Genomic DNA, 13,616 nt, shown 5'->3' with positions numbered 1-13,616 from the left:
GCCGACGCGGCCGACCCCGTCGCAGGAAGGAGCCGACATGCCGCGAACCCTCATAAGAAAAAACCCCAGCAACTTCAAGACACTGCCGCTGCACGTCGAAGCGACCCCCGAAGGCTTGAGTTACCAGAGCGTCGGCATGCCGCTCAACTTCGCCCAGACCCTGCAACGACGCAAGCCGGTCGAGGTGGCAGACCCCGAGCGTTTTGTCCTGGAACTGGCGAACCTCGGGGTATCAGTGCGCCTGACCCTGCATTGGCAAAACAAGGATTACTGGGTACTGGTGCGCCAGCGCCGCCAGGATCGGGGCGATGTGGTGCTCAAGCTGATCTCCGGCTATGTCCCCGCCCATGAACTGAACCTGCCGCTGCACACCGCCATCCAGGAAATTGCCGAAGAATGCCTGCTGGAAACCCCCGAAGGCTGGCTGAGCGGACGTTTCAACGATACCTGGCTACCGGCCCCCTACTCCTCAGCCCTGCACTACCGCGAAGCCCTGCCGTTTCGCCTCAGCCCACTGTCCGGCGCGGCACGCCCGGTGCGCTGTGCGACAACCCAATTGATCGAACGCCCACGAGCCTACGTGCACCTGCCCACGGCGTCGCTGCAACTGATCTATGACTTGCGCCTGGAAGTGCCGAAGGAAGCCAAGTCCCTGAGCCTGTTCCATGTGGATGAACGACTGGAAGGCGACCAACTGGTCGCACGCCTGGATCGCCAACGTCCGGACCTGTACCTCATGCCGCTTAAGGACGGCCAGCCGCTGCCCGAGCTGTACACGGTCAAGAAAGACCAACTGTACCCGGCGAGCACTCGGGGTTTGTACCTGGCCGAAAGCTTCGCTCAGCAGGAGGGCTGGGTGGTGCGTGACGAGCGCATTCGCTGGAAGGATTGGCTCAGGCAGCAAGGCCTGTCACAACCTGAAAAAGAATCGAAATTGAAAGCCCTGACCGGCAAGGCGCGGCAGATGCTGCGCAAGATCGTGCCGAAGAAAAAGGCCAGTCGCTAGCGCCCAAGGAACGCAGAACGCTTCATGGAGCAGGACGAATATGGGAGCCCTCGAGCCCCCACATTCGATCAGATCAGCCGTTAAGCAGCTGCTCGAGGCCTACCTTCAATGGGGTGGGCTCTGGCAGTTTGAAGTTGGCCAACAACCTCTGGTTATTCGCCCGCGAATGCCGGATATCCCCCGAGCGCGCCGGCCCGTAAGTGATAACCGGCAGCGCGCCAACCACCTCTTCCAGCGCCTGCAACACCTGCTTGAGCGTGGTGGTGCGGTTCCAGCCCACGTTGATCGCCCCCAGCGGTGCATCCTCGACCTCGATAGCCTGCACCAGCACGTCCACCAGGTCTTCCACGTACATGAAATCGCGGGTTTGCTCACCGTCGCCGAACACGGCAATCGGCACGCCCTGTTGCACACGCTCACTGAAGATACTGATCACCCCGGAATACGGCGAGGACGGATCCTGGCGTGGCCCGAAGATATTGAAGAAACGGAAGATCACCGGCTCCAGGCCATGCTGGCGGCGGTAGAAGTCGAAATAGTGCTCACCGGCCAGCTTGTCCGAGGCATAGGGTGTCAACGGTGCCTTGGTGGTCTCTTCGTCAATCGAAGCGCCCTCGCCGTTGTTGCCATACACCGCGGCACTGGAGGCAAACACCACACGCTTCACACCGGCCTTGCGCATGGCTTCGCACACATTCAAGGTGCCGACGAAATTACTCTGGTGCGTACTGACCGGGTCATCCACCGACGCCTGGACCGAGGCCACGGCAGCCAGGTGGACCACTGCACAGACGCCGACCGCCGCACGCGCCACCAGCGCTGCGTCAGCGACATCGCCCTCAACCAGTTCGACGCGAGGATTGTCCAGCGCCAGGTTGCTGCGCTTGCCGGTGGACAGGTCATCCAGCACCCGCACGGCATAACCCTTGGCGAGCAAGGCATCGACCAGGTGCGAGCCAATAAAGCCCGCCCCCCCGGTAATCAGGACCCGCTTATCAGCGTTACTCATTGTTGCGGATCTTCTCGACGATGGCGGTGGTCGAGCTGTTCTCGACCAAACCCAGCACTTTGACCTTACCGCCGTAGGCACTGACGATATCGGCTCCCACGACCTGGTCGACGGAATAATCACCGCCCTTGACCAACACGTCCGGCTTGACCTGGGCCAGCAGGTTCTCAGGCGTGGCTTCCGGGAAGCTGATGACCCAATCTACCGCGCCCAGGCCAGCGAGCACCGCCATGCGCCGGTCAACACTGTTGATCGGACGACCAGGGCCTTTGAGACGGCTGACCGAAGCGTCGTCGTTGACCGCGACGATCAGGCGATCGCCTTGGGCGCGCGCCTGCTCCAGGTAGGTCACGTGGCCGGCGTGCAGGATGTCGAAGCAACCGTTGGTGAACACAATGCTTTCGTTGTGGGCTCGCGCATCGTCGATCGCCAGCAGCAATTGCTCGATCGTCAGCACGCCACGCTCCGAACCTTCGGAACGCTGGATCGCCCGGCGCAATTCAGGCGCGCTGATGGCCGCGGTCCCCAGCTTGCCGACCACGATGCCCGCCGCCAGGTTGGCCAGGGCTACCGCGTGGGGCAGTTCCTCGCCGGCCGCAATGGACGCGGCCAGGGTGGAAATCACGGTGTCACCGGCGCCGGTGACGTCGAACACTTCACGGGCCCGTGCCGGCAGGTGCATCGCCGGGTGGTCGGGGCGCAGCAAGGTCATGCCGTGCTCGCCACGGGTCACCAGCAAGGCGCCCAAATCAAGCTCGGCCATCAGCGTTGCGCCCTTGCTCACCAGCTCATGTTCGTCGGCGCAACCGCCAACGATGGCTTCGAACTCGCTGAGGTTCGGGGTGATCAGGCTGGCGCCCCGATAGATCGAGAAGTCCTTGCCCTTCGGATCGGCCAATACCGGAATGTTGCGGGCCTTGGCGGCCTGGATCAGTACCTGGTGGTTCCTCAAGGCGCCTTTGCCGTAGTCGGACAACACCAGCACCTTGATGCCTTCGAGCAACGCGTCGACCTGGCTGCTGAGGGCCTGGGCGTCGGTGGCGAAGGGTTCTTCAAAATCGATACGCAGCAATTGCTGGTGACGACTCATCACCCGCAACTTGACGATCGTCGGCTGATGGGCGATGCGTTGGAACACCGCGCGTACACCGGCGCCACGCAGGCTGTTGGCCAGGCTGTCGGCGGCTTCGTCGTCGCCGGTCACACCCACCAGAGAAGCTGGGGCGCCGAGGGCGGCAATATTAAGGGCAACGTTGGCAGCGCCGCCTGGACGGTCTTCGATTTGCTCGACCTTGACTACCGGTACCGGCGCCTCAGGGGAAATCCGTGAGGTACCGCCATGCCAGTAACGGTCGAGCATGACATCGCCGACCACCAAGACAGGGGCTTGATCGAATCGCGGCATGGACAACTTCATGGAGCAACCCACATACAAAATGAACAGGGGCGCGATATTAGCACAGGGTTGCGGGAGGTTTGCGGGAGGGTTGCAATGTGGGCGCCGGCTTGTCGAGGCAAGCCGGCTCCCACAGGATCAGGTGATATCAGCAGTAACCGGCGCATCCAGGCCCATGGCATGCAAGCGGGCGTAGTAGCCATTCTGCGCGAGCAGTTCGCTGTGGGTGCCACGCTCGACAATGCCACCGTCGTCCATCACCAGGATCAGGTCGGCCTTCTCGATGGTGGACAAGCGGTGCGCGATCACCAGAGTGGTGCGGCCTTGCATGACCTTGTCCAAGGCGGCCTGGATATGCCGCTCGGACTCGGTGTCGAGGGCCGAGGTGGCCTCGTCGAGAATCAGCAGCGGCGCGTTCTTCAGCAAGGCACGGGCAATGGCCAGGCGCTGGCGTTGGCCACCGGACAGCAGCACGCCATTTTCGCCGACCTGGGTATCGAAGCCCTTGGGCAACTGGTCGATGAAGTCCTTGGCATTGGCATCGGCCGCCGCCGCTTCAACGTCGGCCCGGGGCGCGCCGGCCAGGTCGCCGTAGGCGATGTTGTTGTTCACGGTGTCGCTGAACAGCGTCACATGCTGGGTCACCTGGGCAATATGCTTGCGCAGGTTGAGCAGCTTGTAGTCTTCGATCTCGACGCCATCCAGCAGGATTTCCCCGCTTTCATGGTGGTAGAAACGCGGGATCAGGCTGGCCAGGGTCGACTTGCCGCTGCCCGAGCGCCCGACCAGGGCGATCATCTGCCCCGGTTCGGCGGTAAAGCTGATGTCCTTGAGGACATGGCGCTCGGTACCGGGGTAGGTGAAGTTCAGGTTGCGCACTTCCAGGCGCCCATTGACATGGTCACGCTCGATGGTGCCGCGGTCGACTTCAACTTCTTCGTCCAACTGCTCGAAAATGCTTTCGGCGCCGGCCACGCCCTTCTGGATGGTCGAGCTGACTTCCGAAAGCTGGCGGATCGGCTTGGGCAGCAAACCAGCCAAGGTGATGTAGGCCACCATGTCACCGGCCGACGCATCACCGCGAAGATAAAGAACCAGGAACATCAGCACCGCCATGGCGGTGTAGATCACCAGTTGCAGGGCCGGGGTGTAGATCGCCCCGGTGCGGGTCATGCTCAACTGTTTGTTGGTGTTGCTCTGGCTGGCCTTGAGGAAGCGCTTCTCCTCGTAGACTTCGCCGCCGAAGCTGCGCACCACGCGGTAGCCCTGGATGGTTTCCGAGGCCACGTGGGTGACGTCGCCCATGGCGACCTGGATCTTCTTGCTCTGCTTGCGGAATTTCTTGCTGGCCGTGCTAACCATCACCGCGATCAGCGGCAGGATGGCGATCATCACCAGCGTCAGGCGCCAGTTCATGAACAGCAGCGAGGCAAACAGGAAGATCACCGTCATGCCTTCGCGTATCACCACCTTGATCGCATCGGTCGCCGCCCCCGTGACCATGGTCACGTTGAAGGTGATGCGCGAAATCAGGTGCCCGGAATTGTGATTGTCGAAATAGCGGTTGGGCAGGGTCAGCAGGTTATTGAACAACTGCACGCGCAGGTCATGGACCAGGCCCAGTGACACCTTGGCCAGCAGGTAGTTGCCCAGGAACGAACCCAGGCCCTGCCAGGCCGCGATCAGGATGATCAGCAGCGGCACGGCTTGCAGCAACTGCAGGTCACGCAGGAACGGCACGCTGGGGAACAGCACAGCTTCCGGATTGGAAAGGCCGTCGACAAAGTACTTGAGGATGTAACCCAGCATTGGCTGGGTCGACGCGAAAATCAGAAATCCGACGATACTCAGCGCGAACAAGCCCGCGTAGGGCCTGACGTAACTGAGCAGGCGGAAGTATATTTTCAAGCTCGAAGGGCTTGCGCTCGGACTGGAGTCGGTCATATCACGCGGCGTTTTGAAAAAGGAGGCTGACTTTAGCACAGCTTCTCTGTTGTACTTGCACCCGGCATGACCCACAATCCGGTTGGATCCAACCGGCGACATTATATAGCCACTACTTTAAGATGGTCGGCTTTCTCAATCTGGAATGGCTTTGCGTATGCACTCCAAGCGCCTGATGTATGGCTCAAATCGCGTTTTCGACTTTCTGGTTCTCTGGATTTTGCCCATTGGCTTGTTGTTGTTGCTGAGCTCGTTGTTCTTCGTCACCAATCGCAATGTGCTGCACAAGTTCTACTACGCCCTGTTCAGTGCGCCGACCTTGCTGCTGCTGTGCCTGCGCCCGCGGGAATTCAAGGAACTGTTGCGCGAGCCGCTGGCGATCGCATTCCTGGTGTTTTCCGCCTGGGCCCTGATCAGCCTGTTCTGGAGCCCGGAGCAACACCCGGACACGGACCTGTTCAAGCGTCCCCTGCACACGTTCATGCTGTTTGCCGGCTGCGGGCTGTTGCTGCATTACCGCAATGAACTGTTCAAACCGATTTTCTTCAGTGCGGCGGTGATCGCACTGGTGGTCTGCCTGTGCAACCTCGTGGCATTCGTCAAGGGTTTCGAGCCGGGCATGCGCATGATCGGCGGCCGCGGCGCCCTCGATAACCCGCTGCTCAGTTCCCACGTATTCGGCTTCTTCTGCGTCTATTGGTTGTATGTCTGCATGACCACCCAACGCCTGAGCGTGCTGTGGTTCAGCGTACCCGCCCTGGCGATCATGACCGCGACGGTCCTGGCCACCGGCTCGCGCACGCCACTGGTGGCACTGACGCTGACCATCCTCTGGATGACCTTTATCAGCCGTAATCGCCGCTCGGCACTGCTGATCGCGGGCATGGTCGTGGGCGCCGCCGGGCTCCTGCTGTTCTACCCGGAACTGATCACCAACCGTGGCAGCTCGTTCCGCTTTGAACTGTGGAGCATGTCACTGCAACGCATCGCCGAACACCCGTGGATCGGCCACAGCTACGATTCGGAGCTGTACCTGACCCTGGCCCTGGCCGATGGCTACCAACTGCGCGAGCCCCACAGCTTCGCCCTGGGCGTGCTGTATTACGTCGGCATCATCGGGTTTATCCCGTGGATCTTCATGCTCGGCTGGGGCCTGTACAAAGGCCTCAAGGAACGTGCGCAGCCGCTGTTTATCCTGGCGTCTTCCCTGTTGATGTACGGCATCGGCGCCGGCCTGACCGAAGGCGGCGGCATCCTGTCGCGACCCAAGGAGCACTGGTTTGTCTTGTGGATCCCACTGGCTCTCATCGCCGGCCTGAGCATCGCCCAGCGTCGTCGCAGCGTGCTGCGCATGCCGGTACAAGCCCTCAAGCCAGCCGCCTTCGAGCAACTGTGCAGCCATGCACACGTCATCGAAGCCGACGGCCTGGGCCCGAAAGTCCTGCGCCTGGCTGACGGCCGTTTCCTCAAGGTCTTCCGCCCGCGGCGCTGGTACACCTCGGGCAGCTTCAACCCCTACTCCGAGCGGTTTGCCAGTAACGCCGAGCAATTGCGTACCCTGGGTATCCCCACGCCGCAGATTCTTGGCCTGTATGGGCTGCACGACGGCAGCAGCGCCGTGATCTACTCGCCGCTGCCCGGCCTGACCCTGCGCCAGGCCCTGCAAAGCCTGGACAGCAGCCTGCGCGAGTCGCTGATCGAGCGCTTCGGCCAGTTCATGGCCCAGTTGCATGAGCGCGGCGTGTACTTCCGTTCGTTGCACCTGGGGAACGTGCTGCTGATGGATGACGGTGAGTTCGGCCTGATCGATATCGCCGACCTGCGCATCTTCCCTTCGCCGCTGCGCAACGCCCTGCGCCAGCGCAACCTGCGCCATATGCAGCGCTACCCCCAGGACCGCGCCTGGTTGTTCGAGACTCACTTCGAACAGTTGGCCAAAGGTTATGCGGCCGTTGCCAGCCAAGGCGCCACTGCGAAGATTCGGGCACAGGTGCAGGCTTTGGCGATTCCCAGCGCCTGATAAAAAAGGCGACTATCACCGCTGATAGTCGCCTTTTTTTACCCCCCTCGCCGCCTCAGCTCCTGAGGGGCATCAGGTACAGACGCACCAGGCCACGCAAGGTCTTGCGCCCCCAGAACTTCAATGGGATCTGCTTGAGGATCTCCCGCGCCAGCGGCCGGTCCCGGTCGGCGGTCTTGAGGAACATCGAGTTCAGGAATTTGTAGCGCACCGCGTCATAAGCCGGGTGCTCGCTGAACTTGGCGTAGGTCTTGAGGATGTTCTGGATCATGTAGCGGTGGTTCTTGTAGGTGTTGCTCGCGTGCTGGCGATAGCGCGCCATCACCACGTCGAGGGCGTCGATGGTGTAGCCCGCGGCAGTGATCTTCAACTGGATCAGCAAATCTTCCAGGGGAATCAGCGGATCGAAGCCGCCCACTTGCTCCAGCGCTTCGCGACGAATCAGCATGGTCGGCGCCGGCGGGAAGGGTTTGCGATCCATGAACAGATCATCGAAATCCAGGCTGCGAAACGGGACGTCGCGGCGCTGTTTCTTCTCCGGGTGCAGGTGACCGTCGCCATCGATCAGCTCGATGTTGCCGGCGCAGATGCCCACTTTCGGCTTGTCCTGCATGTACGCCACCTGAATGGCAATACGATCAGGCAGCATGATGTCATCGGAGCCGAACGGTGCGATCAGGCTGCCCTTGGCACGGGCGATGGCGCCGTTGAGCGTGGCGGTCAGCCCCTGGTTCTGTTGTACCTGGAAATCAAAGCCGTGCTCGGCCTGCAGGCGCTGGATACGTTCGACACTGTCATCCTTGGAGCCGTCGTCCACCACCAGCAGTTCGATATTCGGGTACGTCTGGGCGAGCACGCTGAGGATGCTCTCTTCGATGTACCGGCCATGGTTGTAGGACGCGATAATCACCGAGACCAGGGGTTGCTGCTGAGTCATGCTCTTCCTACTTCCTTTAAACCGCTTTCGATCAAGTCCAGGTATTTCTGTTGGAATTCGGCCAGGGCGTGGTTTTCTTCCAGGTAGCGGAACACCTGTTCACCTTTGGCACGCAATTGTTCGTCACTCATCGCCAGGTAGATATCCAAGGCGGCTGTCAGTTGCTCGACATTGCCGGGCTCGTGGGACAAACCACCCGCCCCCTCCACCAATGGCAACATGGCCGGGCCATTGGAGGCAATCACTGGCAGGCGCCCGCTCATGCCTTCCAGCAGCGCCAGCCCCAGCCCTTCCAGCAACGAAGGCATGGTCCAGATATCGAAGGCACGCACGTATTTGAGGCCATCTTCACGAAAGCCCAGCAAGTGCGCGCGGCCGGTGAGGCCGAGGCGCTCGATGTCCGCGCGCAAGTCCGCTTCGGCACGGCCAGAGCCGATGATGCCGACCTGGGCGTTGGGGTATTTGTCCTTGAGCCGGGCAAACGCCTGCAACAGGTGCGTGTGGCCCTTGATCGGCACCAGGCGCCCCAGGGCGCCGATGATTCGTGCATCGAGGGGCAGGCCAAGTTCCTGGCGCGCCTGGTCGCGCGGCAGTTGCAAAGCTTCGGCCTGGGGAATGTCGATGGCATTGGTGACGAAGGTGGTGTTCTCGCGGGTAAAGCCGCAATTGAGGCCGACCAGGTAGTCACGGACCGCTGCCGACACGCCGACGAAGCGCCAGGCCGGGCTCACCAGACGGCGCGTCTGGCGCCGACGGTAAGCCCGCTCGTACTCGCCAAACCCATGGGAGATGCCGATGCACAGCGGGATCTTCAACCAGCGGTTGAGCGACAGCATCATGTTCACCGACTTGAAACGGTTACAGATGACCACGTCGAACTTCTGCTCGCGGCAGTACTTGTAGATTTGCCACATGGCGCCCAGGCGAATGCCCTTGAGGGCCTTTTCGGGAAACTCGAAATACTTGGAGTGCGCGGCCACGCTCAACGGTTGGCCCGGCCGCGGGCGCCCGCTGAGGAAGGCCGACGTGACCTCGAAACGCTCGACCGGCAACGACTTGACGATCTGCTCGCCGAGGTCGGCGAAATCATTGAGCTTGACGTTGTAGTCCGGCTGCAACTGCAAAACCTTGAAACGAGGCTTCATATCACTCCATGGGGCAATCAGGCCGCTACGCGCGAGCGGCCCAACGAAAAATAGTCAATCCCGGTCCGGCTTCAATACCCAAAGCAGCTCGTGACGGCGCACGGCCTTGCGGAAGAATTCATTCTCACCATAAGGCGATGGACCACGACCGGCCAGCCATTGCTGCAACAGGCGGCGCACCCGACGCTTGAACGGCGCGCGGGGTTGCAGGTCATGCATCATGCCCAGCGCCATCGCCTTGTCCCGCTGTTGGCCGAGGGTCAGCACCCGGCAATAAGGCTCAAGCACCTGGGTCGCATCGAACTGCGGCGGCAACGCCACGCCGGCACCGGAATCGCCCATGGGCCAGCGGTCATTATCATGCAGGTGGTTGGCATAACCGAGCAGCGTGGTCGGCTGCCATTCAAGCCCTTCCAATGCCTGCACCACCGCGGCGTGGGCACAGATATGGTCCGGGTGAGGATCAAGCACCGGGGTCGGTACCACGATGACCTCGGGGCGCGCCTTGAGCAACACCGCGCGCAGGTCGGCAATCAGGTTGTTCCAGGTCGGCGCGCCGTCCGCATCACTGGGCAGCGCCAGGGCATTGAACTGGCGGAACAGCCGCGTATCGTCCAGTTGCGCTTCGCGGGACGCCTGGGGCTGATCGGGAGCGTCACGCATGGCCGGCAGTTGCAGGCAGAAGTAACCCAGTTGCACGCACCGCGCCTCAGGTACGCCGGCCCAGCGCGGTACGGCAATGCTGTCCCAGGCACGCAGGCGTCCTTTGATCCGCGCGGCGTCGGCCTTGGGCAGGCCCATCTGCTGATAGTGCTCGGCCTCGATTTCGCCGGCGGTCAGGGTCACGATCCAGCTTTCGTCCGCCTGGCCATACAGGCCGAATGCAGCCAGTTCAGCGTCGTCGGCATGGGGCGCGATCACCATCACTCGCTGGCGGGCCAGGTCCGGTTGCCGGAAGACCCACAGCACCGGCTGACCGATCACGCGGCAATAGCGACCGCGCAGGTGCAGCTCACCGCCGGCCAGTGCCGTCGCGGAACCGGTGAGGTTGAGGTAACGCTTGCCGGCCACACCACGCTCGAACGCCTGGCGATCCCCGGACAATTCAACCGCTGGATCCAAGAAGCGCCCCAACCAACTGCTCTTGAGCTGCACTTCGACGATCAGTGTTTCATCGCCCGCCAGTTCCAAAGGCGCTTGTGGCACCAGTCGCCCGGCGTCCAGGCGCACACCGACCGACTGGCCACCGGGAGCAAAGCGGTACTGGTAGTCATCCTTGGGCGAATAGAACAAATGGTCGGCGAACCAGGCTTCGTGGGCCACCCACAACAGCACCGCCAGGATCAACGGCAGCCACCAGGCCACCAGCACACCGGCCACGACCAACACCAGCAAGCCCATCAGCAGCGCAATGCGCTTGTTGCGTCGATGACGCTTGAGCAGTTGCTGTTTGCGGCTCATAGGCTGAACACCGGCACTGGCGTGCACCAGCGCTCCTTGTATTCACGGTCGGCACGCCCAAAAGAAAAACGCAGCGGTTTATCCACGGCCCGGGCCTGCTCCCAGGCACTTTGCGTATTGAGGAAACTCAACACACTGCCAGGGCTGAACGCGCGGGTTTCAGGGTCGACCCCGCCGTTGACGTATTCAATGCTGATCCATTCAGGTGATTCGACGCGATACACCAATTGCACGGCAATGGGGGCATCGTTGAGAAACAACACCGAACCGATCAGGAACTCCTTGAGCAATGCCAGCACCTCGGCGAGGCGCTCGGCCCCGGTCGCCGGGAACCCCCAACGACGCTGGAACAGATCGCAGTAGATCGCCGCCAGCTCACTGCTGGAGAACTCACTGACCGCGCGCACCACACCGCCCGCCTCTTCCAGCAGACGCAGCTCGCGGCGCTGGTTGTAGCGAAATTTCTTCGACAGGTCTTCGGGGGTACGGGCCATGGCCAGTTGCTCGGCCTGGGGCTTGAGGGTGCTGACGCGGCCTTCATTCAGCGCCGACAGGTAGCGCCCACGATGGCGCACCGGCACCCGCGCATCGGCAGCAATGGGCAGGATGATCTCGGCATTGCCCAGGTCAAACAGGCCTTTCTTGCCACTGCGCTTGAGCACGTCCTTGGACAGGGCCAGGTCGCGTCCCCAGGTGGCAATCGCCCCCTTGAGCTCGCCGTCCTGCTCCCAGCCCAGGTAGCGCACCGGAATCTGTGCCAGCGTCGCCAAGCGCTCGACGACCTGCGGATGGGTCGCCACGCTGCCACCAAACCGCAGCCAGGCCTGGGCGTAAACCTCGGCCTCGACAGGCGCCCAGCCACGTTCACGCCAAGCCTGGAAGCGGTTCAGCATTTAAACCACAGCGTCATAAGGGTCCACGCCATCCTTGACGACCAGAATATCTTCCATGATCAGGTACTGCAGGTCCGAGCCGAAGAACATGTTCAGCGCGTCGGTCGGCGAGCAGATCATCGCTTCGCCACGACGGTTGAGCGAAGTGTTCAGGGACACGCCGTTACCGGTCAGCACTTCCAGCTCTTTCATCATGTCGTAGTAGCGAGGGTTGTATTCGCGCTTGAGCACCTGGGCGCGGGACGTGCCATCTTCATGCACCACTTCCGGTACGCGGGTCTTCCACTCTTCCGACACTTCAAAGGTGAAGGTCATGAACGGCGCCGGGTGATCGACCTTGATCATCTGCGGGGCCACGGTGTCGAGCATCGACGGGCAGAAAGGCCTCCAGCGCTCGCGGAACTTGATCTGGTGGTTGATGCGGTCAGCCACGCCCGTGGCGCTTGGGCAACCGATGATCGAACGACCGCCCAGGGCGCGCGGGCCAAATTCCATGCGGCCCTGGAACCAGGCCACCGGGTTGCCGTCGACCATGATCCTGGCGATGCGCTTGGGCATGTTTTCGATCCTGCGCCAGTTCGGCTTGCTCTCGTGCTTGGCACAGGCTGCGATCACGTCTTCGTTGCTGTAGGACGGGCCGAGATAGACGTGTTCCATCTTCTCCACCGGTACACCACGGGCGTGGGACACGTAAGCGGCGGCGCCGACAGCGGTGCCGGCATCGCCGGACGCCGGCTGCACGAACAGCTCCTTGACGTCGTCACGGGCAATGATCTTCTGGTTCAGCTTGACGTTCAGCGCACAGCCGCCGGCGAAGGCCAGCTTGCCGGTGTCCTTGAGGATGTCGCCCAGGTAATGGTCGATCATCTGCAAGGCCAGCTTTTCAAACAGCGCCTGCATGCTGGCGGCGTAGTGGATGTACGGCTCGTCGGCGATGTCGCCTTCGCGCTTGGGGCCCAGCCACTCGATCAGTTTTGGCGAGAAGTAGAAGCCCTTGCCCTTCTCTTTGTAACGGCGCAGGCCGATAACGTTGGCGTAGTCGGTGTTGATCACCAGCTCGCCGTTTTCAAACGAGGCCAGCCGCGAGAAATCGTATTTGCTGGCGTCGCCGTACGGCGCCATGCCCATGACCTTGAACTCACCGTCGAGCATCTCGAAACCGAGGAACTCGGTGATCGCGCCGTACAGGCCACCGAGGGAGTCCGGATCGTAGAATTCCTTGATCTTGTGGATCTTGCCGTTCTCGCCGTAGCCGAAGAACGTCGTGGCGTACTCACCCTTGCCGTCGATCCCGAGGATCGCGGTCTTCTCCTGGAAGCCGGAGCAGTGGTAGGCGCTGGAAGCGTGGGCCAGGTGGTGTTCAACCGGCTCGATCTTGATTTTCTTCGGATCGAAGCCCAGTTGCTCCAGGCACCAGACGATCTTGTTGCGGTAGCGCTTGTAGCGACGGTTGCCCATCAGGATCGCGTCGAGGGCGCGATCCGGGGCGTACCAGTAACGCTTGGCGTAGTGCCAGCGCGCCTCGCCGAACAGGCTGATCGGGGCGAACGGGATCGCCACCACGTCAACGTCGGAAGGCTTGATGCCGGCCTGCTCCAGGCAGAACTTCGCCGACTCGTAGGGCATGCGGTTCTTTGCATGTTTGTCGCGTACGAAGCGCTCTTCTTCGGCGGCCGCGATCAGCTTGCCGTCGATATACAGGGCTGCGGAAGGATCATGGCTAAGGGCGCCGGACAGGCCAAGAATCGTCAATGCCACAGGGGTCTAGCCTCTTTTAGTCTGCATGCAGGCGGGTTGCGCCTGAA

Annotated in this window: 10 protein-coding genes; 2 read left to right on the top strand and 8 right to left on the bottom strand. The window is 61.9% G+C overall.

The annotated features are described in order from the left end of the window. Positions 1-37: 37 nt before the first annotated feature. Positions 38-1,006 carry a hypothetical protein gene (locus AB7933_RS04095; RefSeq protein WP_024073048.1) on the top strand — a complete coding sequence of 323 codons (969 nt, stop codon included), beginning with the start codon at positions 38-40 and terminating at the stop codon, positions 1,004-1,006. Positions 1,007-1,079: 73 nt separating this feature from the next. Here AB7933_RS04095 and AB7933_RS04090 read toward each other — a convergent pair whose 3' ends face one another. The 3 genes from AB7933_RS04090 to msbA all read right to left on the bottom strand — a co-directional run bounded on the left by AB7933_RS04090 (position 1,080) and on the right by msbA (position 5,355). Beyond that, complete coding sequence (locus tag AB7933_RS04090; RefSeq protein ID WP_024073047.1) at positions 1,080-2,015, bottom strand: NAD-dependent epimerase/dehydratase family protein; 936 nt, start codon at positions 2,013-2,015, stop codon at positions 1,080-1,082. Beyond that, positions 2,008-3,432 (bottom strand): bifunctional D-glycero-beta-D-manno-heptose-7-phosphate kinase/D-glycero-beta-D-manno-heptose 1-phosphate adenylyltransferase HldE, encoded by a 1,425-nt coding sequence (gene hldE / locus AB7933_RS04085; RefSeq protein ID WP_024073046.1) that lies wholly within the window; start codon positions 3,430-3,432, stop codon positions 2,008-2,010. The genes AB7933_RS04090 and hldE overlap by 8 nt, the downstream gene beginning before the upstream one ends. Before the next feature lie 117 nt (positions 3,433-3,549). Next, positions 3,550-5,355, bottom strand: coding sequence for a lipid A export permease/ATP-binding protein MsbA (gene msbA, locus AB7933_RS04080; protein ID WP_024073045.1), 1,806 nt, complete (start codon positions 5,353-5,355; stop codon positions 3,550-3,552). 157 nt (positions 5,356-5,512) lie between these two features. Between msbA and AB7933_RS04075 the strand changes: the two genes are divergently transcribed. Then, positions 5,513-7,375: a bifunctional O-antigen ligase/aminoglycoside phosphotransferase family protein gene (locus AB7933_RS04075; RefSeq protein ID WP_024073044.1), complete on the top strand. Its 1,863-nt coding sequence runs from the start codon at positions 5,513-5,515 to the stop codon at positions 7,373-7,375. Positions 7,376-7,430: 55 nt separating this feature from the next. On the opposite strand, the gene AB7933_RS04070 is transcribed toward AB7933_RS04075, so the two are convergent. From AB7933_RS04070 to AB7933_RS04050, 5 genes are read right to left on the bottom strand one after another with little or no spacing between them, the layout of a single operon-like run. Then, complete coding sequence (locus tag AB7933_RS04070; RefSeq protein WP_024073043.1) at positions 7,431-8,312, bottom strand: glycosyltransferase; 882 nt, start codon at positions 8,310-8,312, stop codon at positions 7,431-7,433. Further along, the gene (locus AB7933_RS04065; protein WP_024073042.1) at positions 8,309-9,457 is read right to left on the bottom strand and encodes a glycosyltransferase; all 1,149 of its coding nucleotides are present in this window, start codon (positions 9,455-9,457) and stop codon (positions 8,309-8,311) included. Before AB7933_RS04065 ends, AB7933_RS04070 begins: the two co-directional genes overlap by 4 nt. Positions 9,458-9,511: 54 nt before the next feature. Further along, positions 9,512-10,918: a PIG-L deacetylase family protein gene (locus AB7933_RS04060; RefSeq protein ID WP_024073041.1), complete on the bottom strand. Its 1,407-nt coding sequence runs from the start codon at positions 10,916-10,918 to the stop codon at positions 9,512-9,514. Continuing rightward, positions 10,915-11,811: an antimicrobial resistance protein Mig-14 gene (locus tag AB7933_RS04055; protein WP_024073040.1), complete on the bottom strand. Its 897-nt coding sequence runs from the start codon at positions 11,809-11,811 to the stop codon at positions 10,915-10,917. Before AB7933_RS04055 ends, AB7933_RS04060 begins: the two co-directional genes overlap by 4 nt. After that, positions 11,812-13,569: a carbamoyltransferase family protein gene (locus tag AB7933_RS04050; RefSeq protein WP_024073039.1), complete on the bottom strand. Its 1,758-nt coding sequence runs from the start codon at positions 13,567-13,569 to the stop codon at positions 11,812-11,814. Positions 13,570-13,616 lie beyond the last annotated feature (47 nt).

The organism is Pseudomonas gorinensis (assembly GCF_042015035.1).
GTDB lineage: Bacteria > Pseudomonadota > Gammaproteobacteria > Pseudomonadales > Pseudomonadaceae > Aquipseudomonas > Aquipseudomonas gorinensis.
Note: the sequence above shows the minus strand (reverse complement) of the source record. Positions and strands in the feature narration are given on the sequence as shown.